Consider the following 18,757-nt stretch of genomic DNA (forward strand, 5'->3'; position numbering starts at 1 on the left):
GGATATTTACGCCATGAACATTTATGCCATGAACAATGAAACAGAAACACCCACCAACCCGTTTGATAATGAAGATCTGCCTTTTTTTGTGCTGATCAATGAGCAACAGCAATACAGCCTGTGGCCCCAAATTACGGCGATCCCGGCAGGGTGGGAGATTGTTCATGGCCTGCAAAGCCGGGCCGATTGTGTGAAATATCTTGAGGCTAACTGGGTCGATATGCGCCCGGCCAGTTTGATTCGGGCAGAGGCTGGCCTGCAATAACGCGGGCCGTGGGCTAAAGGAATTATCAGATTATTGCGGCTCCACTTGCCGCAATAATCCTGTGTTGCCAAAAAAAGGAATACCCATCGTGTCAGAGGATTCAATCTCCCTTGTTGCTGTTGTCGAACTGCCCTTGGTGGCGGCACAGCCCGGCATTTGGTTCGCCGATCAGTTAAGTCAGCAAAAAAACATGTTTACCGTGGCCCATTACATTGAACTGGCGGGGCCGCTGGATCAGGCGTTATTTAGCCGCGCTGTTAGCCAAGGGTTGGCGGAGGCCGATACGCTTCATGCACGCTTTTTTGATGGAAACGACGGCCCGATGCAGCGCATACCCTTACAGTGTCATGCGGCTGACATGCCCGAGTTGGCGTGGTTGGATCTCAGTTCTCATGCTGATGGGCGACAGGTAGCACTGACATTGATGCGGGATGATACTGATGCCCCGTTACCCGTGGATGGTGAGGAGCCACTGTCTCGACATTGGGTTATTCGTGTTCCTGATGAAAATGGGAAGCCGCTATGGCTTTGGTATCAGCGTTATCATCATTTATTGCTTGATGGCTTTAGTTTCACCGCCATTACCCGCCGTATCGCCGATATTTACACCGCATTGTTGCAAGGGAAATCTATCGGGGAATCTCCTTTTACTCGGTTTAGCGAGGTCGTCAGTGAATATCTGGCGTATGTGGGGTCAGAAACCGAGCAACGCGATAAGCAATTTTGGCAACAACATACGGCGGATTTGCCCGCCGCACTCTCCCTGGCCCCCATGAACTCGCCCGTCCGGGCCGAACCAACGGATAATCGCGTCTTACGTCAGCGCATTAATATCGATTCTGACTTGTTTAGCGCTTTAACGGCGGGGGGCGCAGAGCAACGGCTGAGCGCCACAGAGATGGCGATGGCGCTGTTGCTGATTTATTTTGCCCGTATGAGCGGCGAAATGCGCTTGTCGGTCGGGTGCCCGTTTATGCGCCGTATGGGATCTGCCGCTTTGACCGCCACCGGGCCGGTGGTGAATGTATTGCCGTTGCAGGTCACTTTGCGGCGCGAAATGCACATTGTTGATGTGGCGCGCGCAGTGGCGAGCGAGCTGAAAACGGTGCGCAAACATCAGCGCTATGAAGCAGAGCAATTGCGGCGTGATTTGGGAATGGTCGGTTCCCAGCGGGCGCTATATGGCCCGGTACTGAATTTTAAAATGTTCGATTTCGCCCTGAATTTTGGGGAGATAACCGGTGTTACTCATACTTTGGCCTCCGGTCCGGTCGATGATGTCGAGTTTGACTTCTACCTCGACAACGGCCAGTTGACGTTGGAAATGCTGGCAAATGCGCAGCGCTATGACCTCGCCTGCTTACATCAGCATGGTGAGCGGATACAATTCTTGTTGCAGCAATTGGCGACCCAAGCTGAAATCACGGTGGGCGACCTCATATTGACGCCAGAGCAAGAGCTACAACGCATTGATAGTTGGGCTAAAGGCCCGCAATTAAGTCTGCCAGCCGGGGTGGTGTCGGTGTTGGATATTTTCCAGCAGCAGGTCACTCTGCAACCGGATGCTATTGCGGTGAGTTGTGGCAAGCAAAGTCTGACTTACCGCCAGCTTTCTGACCGCGCTGCCCAACTGGGGCGAACATTGATCGCCAGAGGTATTGGGGCTGATGATGTGGTCGCGATTGGTATTCCGCGAACTGTGGATTCGCTGGTGGCCATTTTGGGGGTTCTGACCAGTGGAGCAGCTTACATGCCGCTTGATCTGGATTACCCAATGGAGCGTCTCGCCTTAATGTGTGAAGACGCCAGCCCGCGCTTACTCTTGGCGCATCAATCGACTGAAAGCTTGCTATCTCCGCTGGCTATCAATGGATTGGTAGCCATAGTTTGCCTGAATGAATCGCGCTTCCAGCAGGAATGTGCGGCTTGCTCTGCTCAGCCCATTACCGATACAGAACGCCGGTACCCCCTGCACGGCGACCATCTGGCTTATATGATTTATACCTCCGGCTCGACTGGGCGACCAAAAGGAGTGATGAGCACCCACGGTGGGTTAGTCAACTTGCTGGTGGCGCACCGCACGCACCTGTATGGGCCAGCGATGGCGGAATTTAAGCAGCATAATACCCGCCGGATGCGCGCAGGGCATACCGCCTCATTCTCTTTTGATTCTTCTTGGGAACCGCTGTTCTGGATGATGATGGGCTGCGAGATGGTTATCTTTGATGAGGAAATGCGCCGTGATGCTTATGCATTGGTACAGATGATGGATCAGACGCCAATCGACACCATGGATATTACCCCGTCATTCTTAACGCAAATGATAGAGAGCGGTTTGCTGGACGCCGGGCGTCATCGGCCCGCCTTTATGATGATTGGCGGTGAAGCCGCAACACCGCGTTTGTGGGAGCAACTGAAACAGCATCCTGAGCTGAATGTGGTGAACTTCTACGGCCCGTCGGAATACACCATTGATACTCTTGGTGCGAATACCAAGGTGGCGGCGCAGCCGGTGATTGGCCGCCCAGTAGCAAATACTGAAGTCTATTTGCTCGATAGCCAACTGACCAAAGTGCCAATTGGCGCGGTAGGGGAGTTATATATTGCCGGAAAAGGGCTGGCTCGTGGTTATTTGAACCGGCCGGATTTAACGGCGGCGCGTTTTGTTGCCAACCCTTTCCGTCATGGCGAGGTGATGTATCGCAGCGGTGATTTGATGCGCTGGACGGCGGAGGGGCAATTGGATTTTGTCGGGCGCACTGACCACCAGATAAAGGTGCGCGGTTTCCGGGTTGAACTGGGTGAAGTCGAGAATGCGCTGGTGGCTTTGCCGGAAGTCAGTAGCGCGGTGGTTATCGCCGAAGCTACCGGCGCAACCCATCGGCTTATTGGTTACTGTACGGTGCCTGATGTGCAACAGCGTGATAGTGAGGATCTCAACGCCCGGCTGATGGATCAACTGGCTGTTACCCTGCCAGATTATATGGTGCCCGCGATCCTGATGGTGCTGGATGAAATGCCGCTGACGATCAATGGCAAGATTGACCGGCAAGCACTGCCCGCCCCACAACACCAGCAACAGCTCAGCAGCCGGGCATCACAGACTGCGCAGGAAACGCTTTTGTGTGATGCTATCGCCAATTTGCTGCGTGTGGGCAATATTGGGGCGGAAGATGATTTCTTCCAGCTCGGAGGCGACAGTATTTCCGCCATGGCGCTAGGGAGCACTTTGCGCCGCGCCGGTTTCCGCCTGGCTCCGCGAGAGATTTTTGCTTTGCGCACCCCGGCTAAAATGGCGCTGGCTTTACAGCCATTGGTGGATTCACCCGTGGCGGTACACTCTGCGGCTACCGTAGCCTTATCAGAAACACTGTGGCAGGCTGCGGGTGAAAAATATGGCCCAATAGCCGATATTCTGCCGGTATTGCCGCTCCAGCAAGGTTTGCTATTCCATGCTCAGTTAGGGCAAGAAGCCAATAATTACAATGCCATCAGCCGTTTTGACCTTCAAGGTGCATTAGACATTGAGTGCTTGCGTGATGCACTGGAAAACCTACTGCGGCGCTACCCGCAACTGGGGGCTATTTTTGACAGTGAGTTGCACAGTGAATCATTACAAATTCTGCCGCAGACTCAAGATAGCGCCCGCCGCTGGCCGTGGCAGCAATATGACCTGAGCGCATTGACACGGGATCAACAGATTGCCAAAACCCAGCAATTGGAGCGCAAAGGGCTGGCACGGGATCTGATGAGTGAGACGGCAGGGACATTAAAACCTTTACTGATGGCTATTTTGATCCGTTACAGCGCCGAGCGCCATTCGTTGATCATCATCGCGCATCATCTGGTGGGAGATGGCTGGTCATCGGCAATCTTGCTGCATGATTTGCTGCATCTCTACGGCAACACGCCGGAATTGCCGCCGCTGAGTGTCAGTTATGGTGATTTAATCCGCCGCATGACGGCGCGTGACTTGCAACCAGAACGGCTGGCCTGGCAACAGGCTATTCGTGGTGTCGTGCCAACTATTCTGTATCCAGAAGCTCATGCCGCAGGCCCGGTGCATGAATGGGTTATCGCGCTGGACAGCAAACTGGAAGCGGCACTGACCGAGCTGCAACGGCGTGAGGGCATCACACTCAATACCTTATTGCAAGGGGCTTGGGCAACCTTATTGGGTGTGCTCAGTGGGCGTGATGATGTGGTATTCGGCTCGCCGGTTTCTGGCCGTTTTAGTGAAATCGAGGGTATCGAACAGCAGGTTGGGCTGTTCAGTAACACCCTCCCGGTGCGGGTGAAATTGCAACCGCAATTGCCACTATTAGCGCAGTTAGCCGCATTGCAGCAGCAACAGATCCAATTACTGGAGCACGATGGTCTGGGCTTGGGGGAGATCCAGCGCCTGGCTGGAGCGAATACCTTATTTGATACCTTGTTGGTGGTCGAAAACTACACAGAAAACAATCAATTGCATCAAAAATCTTTCAACGGTTTGCGGTGTGATGCACTGAATAATCGCGGCTATACCCATTACCCACTGACCCTATTGGTGCTGCCGGGCGAGAAGTTGCATCTGCAACTGGAATACCGTGATGCGGTCAGCGATCCGCAGAGACTGGCTCAGCGCTTGGTGATGTTGCTCGAATATTTGGTTTGGCAGCCTGAGTTGCCGTTATCTGCACTGAATTTACTGACTGCCGATGAGAAAGCACTGTTGGCTGCCGCCAATGACACCGCTGTTGCCCTACCTGCGCTGACGCTATGTGATTTGATGAATCAGCAGTCACAGCTGACCCCCCAAGCTATCGCCTTATTGGATGCAGATGAAACACTGACTTATCAGCAGGTTAATCAGCAGGTTCAACTGCTGGCTGCCCATTTACGTCAACAGGGCGTGCAGCCCGGTGACCGGGTTGCTGTAGCGCTGCCGCGTTCAGTTAATCTCAGCCTGGCACTAATGGCTATTTTGGCGGCGGGGGCGGCTTATTTGCCGCTGGATACCGGCTATCCTGATGACCGCCTGGCTTACATGATAAGTGATGCCAATCCACGGCTCCTGATGACGGTCAGCTCATTGGCTGAGCGCTTTACCGGCCAGGCTCCGCTTTTGCTGTTGGATCAGCTGTCTGTACAGGATCAACCGGCGCTGTTGCCCGCCGTCCAGATAACACCAGACCATCCCGCTTATTTGATTTATACCTCCGGCTCGACTGGGCGGCCAAAAGGTGTGGTGGTCTCACATGGTGCTATCGTTAACCGCTTGTTATGGATGCAAAATGAGTATCCGCTGGGCGGCGATGACGTGGTATTACAAAAAACGCCGTGCAGTTTTGATGTCTCGGTGTGGGAGTTTTTCTGGCCGATGATAACCGGAGCAAGATTGGTCATGGCACCGCCAGAAGCTCATCGTGACCCAGAAGTTCTGCGTAGCTTAATAGAGGATTATGGCGTCACTACCGCTCACTTTGTGCCCTCAATGCTGGCCGCTTTTGTCAGCGCCATGCAGGGGCAACACCAACCTTGCCAGAGCTTACGCCGGGTATTTTGCAGTGGTGAGGCCTTGTCGCGCGAGCTATCAGAGCTATACCAACAAATTTTTGCTGCTCCATTGCATAATTTATATGGCCCAACTGAAGCGGCGGTGGATGTCACTTATCAACCGGCCTATGGTGACGCTCTGGCGCGAGTGACCGGCAGCAGTGTGCCCATCGGCAAGCCGGTGTGGAACACCCAACTGCGTATTCTCGACAGTATGCTGCGGCAAGCCCCGGTCGGCATTGCAGGCGATCTCTACTTATGCGGCGTGCAACTGGCGCAGGGTTACCATGCCCGTCCAGACCTGACTGCCAGCCGTTTTGTTGCCGATCCTTATGATCGTGGGCAGCGGATGTACCGCACCGGTGATATCGCCCGCTGGCTGCCGGATGGCACGGTAGAATATTTGGGGCGCAGTGACGATCAACTGAAAATTCGTGGGCAACGTATTGAATTAGGTGAGATTGAATCCGCGCTATTGGAGTTGCCTTCCGTCCAGCAAGCGGTGGTGCATGCCCGCAGCTTGGCGGGGGGAGAAGGGGCCTTGGCCGGTGCTGATACTCGTCAGCTGGTCGGTTATATTGTGCCAGTTGCCGGGGCAGAAAATATCGATTTGGAGGCTTTGCGTAGTCAGCTTAGTGAACGTTTACCGGCGCATATGGTGCCGGTAGTTATCGTCAGCCTGAGTGCTCTCCCACTGAGTGCCAATGGCAAACTGGATCGCAAGGCATTACCGGCACCGGTGAATCAGGTGGGCAGTGGTGGGCGCGCCCCACAAGCCGGTTTGGAAAGCCTGATTGCCGGATTATTTGCCCAGTTGCTGGGGGTAGAATCTGTCAGTGCGGATGATGATTTCTTCGCACTTGGCGGGCATTCTTTGTTAGCAATGCGCTTAGCGGCTGACCTGCGCCGTGAGCTGCAACAGCCCGTCGCGGTGGGGCAGGTGATGGTGGCCTCGACGGTGGCAGCATTGGCCACCGCATTGAGTCAGCCGCAATCAGATAAACAGGCGGGTAAAGCCGGTTTCAGTGAAGTATTGCCGCTGCGCAATGGCAGCGGTAACCCACTATTTTGTTTCCATCCGGCTTCAGGTTTTGCCTGGCAGTTCAGTTTGTTACCGCGTTATTTGCCGGGTAGCTGGCCGGTGCTGGGAATTCAGTCTCCGCGCCCTCATGGGGCCATTGCTACCTGTCAGGATATGGACAGTTTATGTGACCATCACTTGGCGACGTTACGCCGGGTGCAGCCACAGGGGCCCTATCACCTGATGGGATACTCACTGGGAGGCACCGTGGCGCAGGCGATGGCGGTAAAATTACAGGCGCAGGGTGAGGAAGTGGCCTTCTTGGGGCTATTAGATACCTATCCGCCGGAAACTCAGGACTGGAACGCACCGATTGAGGCTGAAGTATTGGAGGAAGTTGAGCGCGAGCGGGCATTATTTATGGCGGTAGCAGGGGACGAGCAGGAAGAGAAGCGAGAGATGTTTGCGCAAATTCAGGCAAACTACGACGATTCTGTCGGCTTGCTATCAGGGGCTAAAACACCGGTTTATGAGGGGGAAACCACGTTATTTGTCGCGACTCAAACCTTACCCGCGGGTGAAACTCCCGAAGATATTTGGCGGCCATATGTGAAGCAGCTGCGGACATATCATCTGGATTGTTCACATATCACGATGATGTCGCCGGAGACATTAAAAGTGTTGGGGCCTATTTTGCAGAAAGTATTTAGTGGAATTGGGTCATTGTAGTTGGGGGATGGTTTTGGTGATCAGGTTCGGTTGTTAGAGTATTGGAGTATATTTCGGTTGATAATTGTTCAGTTATCACTTAATCCCAGTAGCCTCAACCGAGCAGGAGGGCAGGCCGGCCCTCCTACAGCTGCGGCTTGCGCGAAATATCACTGCTATTTGCAGTTCCCTCCGGCAGATTTGTCTATGCCCGCTCACTCGGGCCATCGTCTTTGTCGGTAATATTCCTGATTGCGCTCAAGGTCAAAAGCCAAAAACCATGATTTTGACCTTGATGTTAAAAGCACATTTGAGCCGCCGAGTGAAGAGAGTCGGCAAGGCAACCCGCCATGGACGGTGGGTTGAGGCGTCATGAGCAGGGATGCGAATAAAGCTGTCCGTCAGCCGGAATGATGAGTGAGGGAACCCACGTAGTGGGCAGGCGATACGTGCGAAGCGCGGGATTCCACAAGGGTGCGCGCCCGCACCCTTTGGCGGTTGGTTCATCGGAGATTAAGTGAACCGTGAAAATCTAACAACCGAACCTGAGCACCAAATCGAATATCAACCGAACCTGAGCATCAAATCAAATATCAACCAAAACAATGATCTAATACTCTATCACCCGCCGACTTGATCGGCCTTTTCCCCCTCATCGGACACCTCGTCCCCCATGGTCGCGCGGCGTAATGTCCCGCCACAGACGGCAATAACACCTCCTACCGTGGCCGCGATCATGCCAAAGGTCAAGGCGCTAAGCGCCGGGGCCATGACTTTCGCCAACACACCTAACCCCAATGCACCGAATGATTCACCCGCAACAAACTGCACGTTCCATAGGCTGTTCACCCGCCCTAATAAGGCATCCGGTGTATGAGTTTGCACTAAGGTATATTGCAGCAATCCGCTGATAGACCCCAGATAGCCATATAGCAACAAACCGGGCAGGGCCAGATAGAAGTTATTGGTCAGTCCTAATGTTCCAATGGCTAAAAAAGCGCCAATAGAACTGTACATCAGCACCATTCCAGGGCGGTGAACCTGATTGACCCAACCACTGGTAAAGGCGCCGATTGTCGCCCCCAGTGGCACCACCGAGTACATTAAACCAATCTGTGACGCGCCCACATGATAGGTGTTCTCTGCCAGCGCGGGGAACAAAATACGAATAGCCCCAATCATGCTGACCAATGTCCCCAGCAACACCACAGAGCCCACGACTTTATGCCGCAATACGAAGGAAATCCCCGTCGCCAATGCCCGTAACGGGTGTTCATGCTGGCTGGTCGTCGGTTTCATTGCGGGCAAACTTAACAGTGGCAACAGCGTTAACATCGTCCCCACCGCAGCAATCCCGTAGTTCCAACCCACCCCACCGTAGACAATCACCAGGCCACCAATTGCCGGGGAAATTACCGAGCCAAAACGCACCGTCAGCATGCTTAACCCACCCGCTGCGGCCAGATTTTCTCGCCCGACCAGTGAGGGGGTTGCTGCCATCAAGGCGGTCATACCGAGTGCGCCAAAGAACCCATCCCAGGCCGCTAAAACATACAAAACCCACAATGAGGGTGTGAGAGAGAACGCATTGATACTTAAGCCAATAAACCCTAAACCACAGGTAAAACGGGCGAATAAAATCAGTTTGCGTCGATCAAATCTGTCCGCTAATACGCCCCCCAGCAGTAGGCCAATAAACATCCCTAGCCCATCCAAGGTGACGGCCAACCCCACTTGCAAGGTTGATCCAGTCATCATTTGTATCTGCACCGGCACCGCAACCGTGAGCATTCCCAGCCCTAAAATGGAAATAAAACGGGCAAAAAATACGGCTCGAAAATTAGCATTTTCTCTTAACAGGCTGAAATCCAAAAGAATCGGTGATTTTGCCATGATGATTTAATCCTTTAATGTAGGTAACAATGACCTGCCATGGTGACAAACGGAACATTAATCTTGCCGGGAAGAGGTTTTAGCCAATGCATTCCCATTGTAAGTCGTGTTAAAATACATGAAATAAATACTAATGATAATCAAAACGATAATAACAATCATTTGTAAATGAATATTTGTAATTAATCGGCGTTTGTTAAAAAAGAGTCACAATGTCAGCGACTGATTCCCCAAACCAATCTTTACCAAAACAGCTAAAACCAAGCCCCGTTGTGGCTGAAAACGCACAATCCCGTCGGGGACTTTTGCTGTTACTCAGCATAGTTATATTGATGCTCGTGATGGTTGCCAGCCTAATGCTCGGTGCCAAAGCCATCCCTTTCTCTGTCGTCTGGCAAAGTTTGCTGGGCGAACACAGTAATGTCGACAGCGTTTTAATACTGGAATCCCGCCTACCCCGTACCTTGATTGGTGTGCTAGCCGGTGCTGCACTTGGGTTATCGGGCGCAGTGATTCAAGCATTGACCCGCAATCCTCTGGCGGACCCAGGGATTTTGGGTGTCAATGCTGGGGCCAGCTTTGCCGTGGTGATTGGCATCACTGTTTTCGGCGTTCATGCCATTCATGGCTATATGATTTCTGCGTTTATTGGCGCGATGGTCACCACACTGGTGGTGTATTGGGTAGGAACACAGGGCAGTGGGCGAGTTAACCCCTTGCGGCTGACCCTCTCCGGTGTCGCTATCGGGGCGGTATTACTGGGGATTTCTAGCGGCATATCACTGACACACCCGCAGGTTTACGATCGCGTTCGCTTCTGGCAAGCCGGTTCGCTGGATATCCGCGATATGTCAGTGGTCGTGGCGGTTGCGCCCGCCATTCTTTTCGGCTGTGTGATTGCCTTGTTGCTGGCACGCCCTCTCAATGCTATGCATATGGGGGAAGATTTAGCCGCCGCAATTGGCGCGCACATAGCTCAGACCCAATTTTGGGCAGTGGTCACCGTGACCTTACTCTGCGGTGCTGCTACCGCCGCTGTTGGCCCAATTGCCTTTGTCGGCTTGATGGTGCCGCATATTGCGCGCTGGATTGTCGGGCCGAATCAATGTTGGATACTCCCATTCACCTTGGTGATGACCCCGATTTTGTTATTGGTATCGGATATTGTTGGCCGCTTTCTGGTGCCCGGTGAATTGCGAGTCTCAATTGTCACGGCGTTTATTGGCGCGCCCTTGTTGATCTGGTTGGTACGCCGCAACAAAAGGATGACCGCGCTATGAAATCCGCCACTCCGCCGTGGCTATTGGGCCGCCCTGATGGCCCAATAAATCTGCGCATCCAACCCCGTAGTTTGATTGTTGGCGGTTTGCTGTTACTGGCCTGCTTATTGGCGGGTTTGCTGGCATTAATGGTCGGGACTTTGCCGCTCTCTTCCGGGCAAGTATTTGCAGCCTTATTCGGCCAGGCCAGTGGTGCAGCGGATATTATCGTCAACCAATGGCGGTTGCCCCGCGCCATGATGGCGTTGATTTTTGGTGCTGCACTGGGTATCAGTGGCGCTATATTTCAATCATTAGTGCGCAATCCCTTAGGTAGCCCAGATATCATCGGCTTTAACGCCGGTGCTTATACCGGTGCACTGGTGGCGATTACGCTGTTCAACGGCAACTATTTTGAGGTTGCCAGTAGTGCGCTGGGGGGCGGGTTACTGTCTGCCCTCGCGGTGTATTTGTTGGCCTATCGCCAAGGGATTCAGGGCTTTCGGCTGATTATTGTCGGCATCGCCATTGGTGCCATGTTAACGGCATTCAATACCTGGCTGACTATCACCGCTTCATTAGAGGCAGCGATGACCGCTGCTGCGTGGGGAGCCGGTTCGCTCAATGGCCTGACGTGGGCCAAGGGCTTGCCGTCGGTGATATTCATCATTATCGCCACGGTGATAGCTATGCTATTGAGCCGCCGTATGCCGCTGCTGGAAATGGGCGATGATGCGGCGGGCGCTTTGGGCGTTCCGGTCGAAAAAACCCGTTTGGGCTTGATGGCTATTGGTGTGATTTTGATGGCAGCGGTCACGGCGGCGGCGGGGCCGATTTCCTTTATTGCATTAGCCGCGCCACAGATTGCAAAACGCCTGTTGGGCACATCGTCAGTGACGTTGACCGCGTCTGCGCTGATGGGGGCATTGTTATTGATCGCCGCGGATTTGTGCGCTCAGCACCTATTTTTACCTAATCAATTGCCCGTGGGCGTGATCACCATCAGCATCGGCGGCTTATATCTTATTTGGCTTTTAATCCGAGAGTCCGGACGATCATGAGTAATGCTAGCTCTGCCACCTTACCTATATCGCGTTTACAGGCCGATGCTCTGACATTGGGTTATGACGGCAAGATAATCAGCGAGAACCTGAGTGTCGCCATTCCTGATGGTGAGTTTACCGTTATTGTCGGCCCCAATGCTTGTGGCAAATCGACACTGCTGCGCGCCTTGAGCCGTTTGCTGAAACCGCAAGCGGGTCAGGTGATTTTAGACGGTAAGAATATTGCCAGCCTTGATACCCGGCACGTTGCGCGCCATTTGGGCTTATTGCCGCAAAGTTCGCAAGCTCCGGATGGCATCAGTGTGCTGGATTTAGTCGCGCGAGGCCGCTATCCCCATCAGAAATTGTTACAGCAATGGACACAAACCGACAGGTTGGCCGTCAGTCATGCCATGCAAGCCACGGGGGTCAGTGAACTGGCGGACAGGTCGGTGGATGCGCTATCCGGCGGGCAACGTCAACGGGTTTGGATAGCCATGGTGCTGGCGCAACAAACACCATTGTTATTGTTAGATGAGCCAACCACCTATCTAGATATCGCCCATCAAATTGATTTGCTTGAGTTATTTAGCAGTCTGAATCAACAACATAATCATACGCTAGTGGCCGTCCTGCATGATCTCAATCATGCTTGCCGTTATGCCACCCACATTATCGCTATGCGCGATGGGCAGATAGTAACGCAAGGTAAACCGCGCGAAGTGATCACCGCCGATCTAGTCGAGCAGGTTTTTGGTATGCCGTGTTTGATTATTGATGATCCGGTTTCGCATACGCCATTGGTGATACCGAAAGGGCGGTTTTAGTTTTTAAGCTATAGATAGGATTGGTTGATGGTGCTCCGGTTGGTCAGCCCGAAAGACGCCGGAGGTTTATCCGCAGGGCAATATTTCGCGCAAGCCGCAGGAGCAGGAGGGCCGGCGAGCCCTCCTGTGGGATTAAGTGATAACTGAACGACTATCAACCGAAAGCTGATCCGCCGCCCCAGCACTAACCCATTTAATAAAAAATAAGACTATTAAGGTTTAGTCTTAAACATCCCCTCGATCCGTGCCAATAAATTACTCGCACTGTAATAATCCAACCGGAACGTATCATAGCCCGCGGCATAAACCCGATCATGTTCAATTGCTGGGATATGAGCTAAAAACTTATTACTTTTCAGGGCGTCAATCGCCGGTTGATCCCCGGAAAATAGCAAAATAGTCTCGCCGTTAAGGCCCTCGGCCAGCTTCTCGCCACCCAGTTGGATGATATCTTTGCGGTGCCCCATGCTGGTGTTGCCCTTCACGGCATCAGGGACTTCTGCCAGTGTGAAACCCAATTCCTGCAACAGTTTTCCCTGCGCGGAACTCTCGGTCCACAAATTAGCAGTGCTGCCCGCCGCTTGATAAACAAAGGCTGATGTCGGTTGCGGTGGTAGCGTAATATTCTGCTTTACTTCATTGATTCGATTAGTAAATTTCTCAATAATTTGCTGTGCATCGGCCTCGTGTCCTGTTGCTTGCCCCAGCACGATGGCTAATTCTTGCCAACTCTTATCATCGTAATTAATGACTAATGTGGGAGCTATAGCTGACAGTTGCTCATACAACTTCAACGCCGAATCCCCGCCAGTGGCAGAAATAATAATTAAGTCCGGATTCATTCCCGCGACAGCTTCGGCATTTGGCTCTGTCTGGTACATTGGCACCAGTTTTTTGGCCTGTGCAACATCTGACCATTGGGTAAAGAAACCTTGATGATCAGCCACCGTGGTGTCAGGCACGGTCGCCCCACTGGCAATCACCGGAGCATTGATAGCCAGTAAAGTCCCGGTAATGGTGATACTCGTGGACACAATCCGTGTGGGTGGATGTGTTAGTACTACTGGGCCTTTGGCCGTTTCTACGGTGCGAGTCCATGCAGCTGTACCCTCACTACCTGATGAGGGGGCTTGTTGATCCTTAGTTTCTTCTGCCGGTTTACAGGCAGACAAGCAGAGAACAAGGCCAAAAAGACCCAATTTAGTCAATGTTGAACGCCATTTTTTATGCTGAATGTAATTGATATCAAAGGACATAACGGCATTTTCTCTTTCTATTTTAAGCCCCAGTTCTGGGGGGATATATAAATAAGATTTATTAATAAATACATTTACATTGATTGACAATGTGAGTGCCAGGTCGTAATTTACCACGCACAAAAGGGAATGATAGTAATTATTATTACCATTTGCATTGTGATGGAGGTCTTTGTGCGGTACTTCAACTCTGAAGAACATGGCAGCTCTGAAGAACATAACAGTTCTGAAGATATGCCCGCTAATTCGCCGTTTTCAGCTGTATCCTCAACATTTCTATTTACTTCAAGACATCAGAGTATCAAAACTCAGGGTATCTTCGAACGAATTAATCAAGCGGCACAAAGTCGTGCTGGCCATGAAAATTCGCTGCAATCAGCCCTACAACCAGCGTTCCAACGGGCACGTGATGCCGGGCAACAACAGCCTATCATTGTCGGGGCAATACCTTTTGATGCCAGTCAGGCATCGTGCTTATTTATTCCAGAACATTATCAGGTTTGTGACCGGCAAGCCTTGGTGGATGCTGCGTGTGTTGATAGCCGTAGGGTGGTTACTGCCCTCGCCAGTCGCAGTTTGCCGGATGAAAATGAGTTCAAACATATTGTGGCGGAGGCTGTTGCCGCTTGTCAGTGCGGGGCAATCCATAAAGTTGTTCTTTCCCGCATTTTGGAAATTGATACAGATACCCCGGTTGATAGCGATCAGGTTATGAATCATTTACTGCTCCAAAACAGCACAGCGCATCACTTCCGCGTGCCGCTTGCGGATGGTGGCGTATTACTCGGTGCCAGCCCTGAGCTATTGGTGCGTAAACATCTGGCTGGGGTTTATACCAATCCGTTGGCAGGATCGGCGAAACGCCAAACCGACCCACAGCATGATTGGGATATTAGCCAGACACTACTGGATTCAGAGAAAGACCAATATGAGCATCGTCTGGTTATCGACGAAGTTCGCCGCTTATTGACGCCACATTGCTCAAGTTTGAATATTCCCTCACAACCTTCATTGCTTAGCACCACCGCGCTGTGGCACTTATCTTCCGCCATCAGTGGCGAGCTGGAAAACCCACAGATGCGGGTGTTAGAGCTGGCGAATCTGTTACACCCAACCCCCGCATTGTGTGGATTACCGACGCAAAAAGCCCGCCAGTTAATTCAGCAATTAGAGCCTTTTGAGCGGGGATTATTCAGCGGGATTGTAGGTTGGTGCGATGAACAGGGCAATGGTGAATGGGCGGTGATTATCCGATGCGCCACGGTACACCCAACACAAGTGCGGCTATTTGCCGGGGCGGGCATTGTCGCTGCCTCACAACCCGCGCTGGAATGGGCAGAAACTGAAGCCAAATTGGGCACCATGCTCAACGCGATTGCCATCACCCGGCCAGGAGTGCCGCTATGAGTATTGAATTTACCCGTTGGCCGGAAGAGTTTGCTCGTCACTATCGCGAGAAAGGCTATTGGACAGACCAGCCGATGACGGAGATTTTGTCTCGCCAATGCCAGCGGCGGCCGGAGGCGACGGCCATCATTTGTGGTGAGCGCCATATCAGTTATGCGCAGTTCGAGCAGGCAACTCAGCGGTTGGCGGTGCGCCTAACCCATCTGGGCATGCGCCGTGGCGATAGCGCCTTGGTTCAGCTCCCTAATTGTGCTGAATTCTATCTGGTTTACTTTGCACTATTAAAAATCGGTGTTGCGCCGGTCAATGCATTATTCAGTCATAACCGGTTGGAATTAAATGCTTATATTGAACAGATCCAACCGCGTTTACTGATTGCTCATGCTAGCCACAACCTGTTTGTCGAAGGGAATTACTGCGCCGAGCTACAGAAAAAAATGCCGATGCTGGAATTACTGATCGTGGCAGGAACCACAAATTATGCCCAATCGCTGGAGGCCTTGTTGTATAGCGAGGGGGGATTTAATGATCGGGATGGTAATGAAACTGCCGAATTTCATCCCTCTGCGGCTGACGAAGTGGCTTTTTTCCAGCTTTCTGGGGGCAGCACCGGGACACCAAAACTGATCCCTCGCACCCACAATGACTATTACTACAGTGTGCGGGCCAGCGCGGAAATTTGTCAGCTCGACGAGCACACCCGCTACCTTTGCGCTTTACCGGCTGCCCATAATTACCCGCTCAGTTCACCGGGGGCATTAGGGGTATTTTACGTGGGGGGCTGTGTGGTGTTGGCCCCAGATCCCAGTGCGATGAGTTGTTTCCCACTGATTAAGCGCCACCAAATTACGTTCACTTCTTTGGTTCCTCCCGCTGTGGCCCTGTGGTTACAAGCTGCACAGCATTTTGCCGCTGATCTGGCCAGTTTGCAGGTGTTACAAGTAGGGGGCGCAAAACTCAGTGAGTCTCTGGCGCGACGTATTCCACCGATACTGGGCTGCCAGTTGCAGCAGGTGTTGGGGATGGCGGAAGGGTTAGTGAATTACACCCGCTTTGGTGACAGTGACCACTTGGTGTTTACCACTCAAGGACGGCCTATCAGCGAGGATGACGAAATTAAAGTGGTGGATAGTGATGGGATGCCAGTCGCTATCGGAGAGGTCGGTGCACTGGTGACTCGTGGCCCTTATACATTCCGTGGCTATTACCGCAGTCCAACCCATAATGCCAATGCCTTTGATAAAGAAGGATTTTACCATTCCGGTGATCTGGTACAGATGACTGAAGAGGGCTATTTGCGGGTAGTAGGGCGGGAAAAAGATCAGATTAACCGTGGTGGTGAAAAGATTGCCGCAGAAGAGATTGAAAACCTGCTGGTGGCCCATAACGATATTCTTCATGCGGCATTGGTTTCTATGCCAGACGAAATAATGGGTGAGAAAAGCTGCGCATTTATTGTCGTCACAAATACCGATTTGCGGCCAGTAACTTTGCGTAAATATTTGCGTGAGATGGGGGTGGCTGATTTCAAATTGCCCGATCGTTTTGAAATAGTTGCCAACCTACCTGTGACTCCTGTTGGCAAGATAGATAAAAAACGGTTGCGTCAGGATATTCAAGACCGCCTTAGTACACTTAGCAAATAAGGATTTTATGATGGCTATTCCGGTTCTTTCTGCTTACGACCTCCCTAAAGTGGGGCAATTTCCGGCGAATAAAGTGAATTGGCAGTTTAATCCCGCCCGTGCCGTGTTACTTATCCATGATATGCAGGATTATTTTGTGAGCTTTTATGGTGAAAATAACCATTTGATACAGCAGGTTATCGCCAATATCGCTGCACTGAGAAATTACTGTAAACAGCAGGGAATACCCGTTATTTATACTGCTCAGCCTAATCATCAAAGTGCTGAGGATCGCGGGTTGCTTAATGATATGTGGGGCGCGGGTTTGAATAATCATCCGGCTAAACAGCGGGTCGTTTCAGAACTGACACCGGATACGGATGATGAAGTGCTCGTTAAATGGCGATACAGCGCGTTTTACCGCTCGCCATTACGCCAAATCATGGCGGACAAGGGCCGTGATCAGTTGGTTATTTGTGGCATTTATGGCCATATCGGTTGCCTGACGACTGCTACGGATGCTTTTATGCAAGATATTCAGCCGTTTATGGTCGCCGATGCTATTGCTGATTTCTCACTGGAAGAGCATTTGATGGCACTTAAGTATGTGGCAACGCGCAGTGGGCGGGTGATATTTACCAATGAAATTGTTGCGAACGTGAACGAAAACACACTCATTTTCAGTAAAGAAAAGCTAAAGCAGCAATTATTGGCTCTGATTGATGAGAATGCTGATGATTTCGATGAAAACGAAAATCTGATCGATTATGGCCTGAGCTCGGTGCATATCATGGCGCTAGCCACACAGTGGCGTCAACAAGGTATAGAACTGAGTTTTGTCGCGTTAGCCAAGAACCCGAGCTTGAATGGTTGGTGGAAGCTGTTGGAGCCGCAACTCATCGATCTGGATAAAAATGTGTCATTGGTCGGGGCTGAATAATGGCGGCTAATCAGGTTTCATCCGCAAAAAACACCCGTACAATCAGTCCAGCTACACCGATGGATTTTACCGGTAAACGGGTGTGGGTCACTGGCGCGGGGCAGGGTATTGGCTATCAAATTGCCAGCCAGTTTGTCGCGCTGGGCGCAGATGTCGTCGGGTTGGATAAAACCTTTTCGGCGGCGCAAAACTCTCCTTTCACCACGGCTTTACTGGATATTAGCAACCCGCAGCAAGTGGAACTGGTGTGCCAGCATTTATTGAGCCAGGTTCCACGTATCGATATTCTGGTGAATGGTGCTGGGATTCTCCGTCTGGCAGAGACCGAGGCGCTGAGTCTCGAAGATTGGCAACAGTGTTTTAATGTGAATGTTTCCGGCACGTTTTATCTCTTGCGCCAGTTAATTCCACAGTTCAAACAGCAGCGTTTTGGCGCGGTAGTGACTATTAGCTCCAATGCTGCTCATGTGCCGCGCATTCAAATGTCAGCTTATTGTGCTTCTAAAGCTGCATTGACCAGCTTCAGCCATTGTGTCGGGTTGGAGTTAGCGGCCTACGGTGTGCGGTGCAATGTGGTCTCCCCCGGATCTACCGATACCCCAATGCAGCGCGGCATGTGGCGCAGCGAAGATGCTCAGCAGCAGACGATTGCCGGTTTTCCACAGCAATATAAATTGGGGATCCCGTTAGGGAAAATCGCCACTCCGCAAGAAATTGCCCACACCGTAGTGTTTCTGGCCTCAGATTTAGCCAGTCATATTACGATGCAAGATATTGTGGTAGACGGCGGCGCAACGCTGTCTGCCTGATAAGTCATGTTTCATCCCTCAGCGCTTCCTTGTGAGACATCCCACCGCAATAGTTTCTTGTTGCGAGGGATGAATCACACTTGGCTGTTTACCCTCTGGTATTGCTCTTCATAACGGCACTTGCTGCCGATTATCGCTCTTGATGTTACTTTCCGTGAATAAGATT

At 51.9% G+C, this 18,757-nt stretch carries 11 protein-coding genes; 9 read left to right on the forward strand and 2 right to left on the reverse strand.

The window, feature by feature from the left end:
• Nucleotides 1-13: 13 nt before the first annotated feature.
• Nucleotides 14-265 carry an MbtH family protein gene (locus DX162_RS08965; protein ID WP_004390079.1) on the forward strand — a complete coding sequence of 84 codons (252 nt, stop codon included), beginning with the start codon at nucleotides 14-16 and terminating at the stop codon, nucleotides 263-265.
• Nucleotides 266-353: 88 nt separating this feature from the next.
• The gene (locus tag DX162_RS08970; protein WP_004390078.1) at nucleotides 354-7,553 is read left to right on the forward strand and encodes a non-ribosomal peptide synthetase; all 7,200 of its coding nucleotides are present in this window, start codon (nucleotides 354-356) and stop codon (nucleotides 7,551-7,553) included.
• Nucleotides 7,554-8,153: 600 nt separating this feature from the next.
• On the opposite strand, the gene entS is transcribed toward DX162_RS08970, so the two are convergent.
• Nucleotides 8,154-9,425: an enterobactin transporter EntS gene (gene entS / locus DX162_RS08985; protein WP_004390077.1), complete on the reverse strand. Its 1,272-nt coding sequence runs from the start codon at nucleotides 9,423-9,425 to the stop codon at nucleotides 8,154-8,156.
• A gap of 212 nt (nucleotides 9,426-9,637) precedes the next feature.
• On the opposite strand from entS, the gene fepD reads away from it, so the two are divergent.
• The 3 genes from fepD to DX162_RS09000 are packed head-to-tail and all read left to right on the forward strand — an operon-like array spanning nucleotide 9,638 to nucleotide 12,554.
• On the forward strand, nucleotides 9,638-10,705 hold the full coding sequence (fepD, locus tag DX162_RS08990; RefSeq protein ID WP_032819612.1) for a Fe(3+)-siderophore ABC transporter permease: 1,068 nt from the start codon (nucleotides 9,638-9,640) through the stop codon (nucleotides 10,703-10,705).
• The gene (gene fepG, locus DX162_RS08995; RefSeq protein WP_032819610.1) at nucleotides 10,702-11,745 is read left to right on the forward strand and encodes an iron-enterobactin ABC transporter permease; all 1,044 of its coding nucleotides are present in this window, start codon (nucleotides 10,702-10,704) and stop codon (nucleotides 11,743-11,745) included. The genes fepD and fepG overlap by 4 nt, the downstream gene beginning before the upstream one ends.
• Nucleotides 11,742-12,554, forward strand: coding sequence for an ABC transporter ATP-binding protein (locus DX162_RS09000; RefSeq protein WP_049559498.1), 813 nt, complete (start codon nucleotides 11,742-11,744; stop codon nucleotides 12,552-12,554). Before fepG ends, DX162_RS09000 begins: the two co-directional genes overlap by 4 nt.
• Nucleotides 12,555-12,766: 212 nt before the next feature.
• Here the strand turns inward: DX162_RS09000 and fepB are convergent, their stop codons facing one another.
• Complete coding sequence (gene fepB / locus DX162_RS09005) at nucleotides 12,767-13,810, reverse strand: Fe2+-enterobactin ABC transporter substrate-binding protein (RefSeq protein ID WP_032819608.1); 1,044 nt, start codon at nucleotides 13,808-13,810, stop codon at nucleotides 12,767-12,769.
• A gap of 234 nt (nucleotides 13,811-14,044) precedes the next feature.
• Between fepB and DX162_RS09010 the strand changes: the two genes are divergently transcribed.
• The 4 genes from DX162_RS09010 to dhbA are packed head-to-tail and all read left to right on the forward strand — an operon-like array spanning nucleotide 14,045 to nucleotide 18,591.
• Nucleotides 14,045-15,217, forward strand: a complete 1,173-nt coding sequence (locus tag DX162_RS09010; protein ID WP_004390071.1) for an isochorismate synthase — start codon at nucleotides 14,045-14,047, stop codon at nucleotides 15,215-15,217.
• Nucleotides 15,214-16,863: a (2,3-dihydroxybenzoyl)adenylate synthase gene (locus tag DX162_RS09015; RefSeq protein ID WP_032819606.1), complete on the forward strand. Its 1,650-nt coding sequence runs from the start codon at nucleotides 15,214-15,216 to the stop codon at nucleotides 16,861-16,863. The genes DX162_RS09010 and DX162_RS09015 overlap by 4 nt, the downstream gene beginning before the upstream one ends.
• Nucleotides 16,864-16,873: 10 nt before the next feature.
• On the forward strand, nucleotides 16,874-17,782 hold the full coding sequence (locus DX162_RS09020) for an isochorismatase family protein (protein WP_032819604.1): 909 nt from the start codon (nucleotides 16,874-16,876) through the stop codon (nucleotides 17,780-17,782).
• Between the two features lie 59 nt (nucleotides 17,783-17,841).
• On the forward strand, nucleotides 17,842-18,591 hold the full coding sequence (gene dhbA, locus DX162_RS09025; protein WP_032819659.1) for a 2,3-dihydro-2,3-dihydroxybenzoate dehydrogenase: 750 nt from the start codon (nucleotides 17,842-17,844) through the stop codon (nucleotides 18,589-18,591).
• The last annotated feature ends 166 nt before the right edge of the window (nucleotides 18,592-18,757 follow it).

This window comes from Yersinia kristensenii (assembly GCF_900460525.1).
In the GTDB taxonomy this organism is placed as follows: Bacteria; Pseudomonadota; Gammaproteobacteria; order Enterobacterales; family Enterobacteriaceae; genus Yersinia; species Yersinia kristensenii.

Bases quoted from the DNA above. Each gene is read 5' to 3' on its own strand.
- DX162_RS08965 (WP_004390079.1), top strand. From the start codon at position 14: ATGAACATTTATGCCATGAACAATGAAACAGAAACACCCACCAACCCG.
- entS (WP_004390077.1), bottom strand. From the start codon at position 9,425: ATGGCAAAATCACCGATTCTTTTGGATTTCAGCCTGTTAAGAGAAAAT.
- fepD (WP_032819612.1), top strand. From the start codon at position 9,638: ATGTCAGCGACTGATTCCCCAAACCAATCTTTACCAAAACAGCTAAAA.
- fepG (WP_032819610.1), top strand. From the start codon at position 10,702: ATGAAATCCGCCACTCCGCCGTGGCTATTGGGCCGCCCTGATGGCCCA.
- DX162_RS09000 (WP_049559498.1), top strand. From the start codon at position 11,742: ATGAGTAATGCTAGCTCTGCCACCTTACCTATATCGCGTTTACAGGCC.
- fepB (WP_032819608.1), bottom strand. From the start codon at position 13,810: ATGTCCTTTGATATCAATTACATTCAGCATAAAAAATGGCGTTCAACA.
- DX162_RS09010 (WP_004390071.1), top strand. From the start codon at position 14,045: ATGCCCGCTAATTCGCCGTTTTCAGCTGTATCCTCAACATTTCTATTT.
- DX162_RS09015 (WP_032819606.1), top strand. From the start codon at position 15,214: ATGAGTATTGAATTTACCCGTTGGCCGGAAGAGTTTGCTCGTCACTAT.
- DX162_RS09020 (WP_032819604.1), top strand. From the start codon at position 16,874: ATGGCTATTCCGGTTCTTTCTGCTTACGACCTCCCTAAAGTGGGGCAA.
- dhbA (WP_032819659.1), top strand. From the start codon at position 17,842: ATGGATTTTACCGGTAAACGGGTGTGGGTCACTGGCGCGGGGCAGGGT.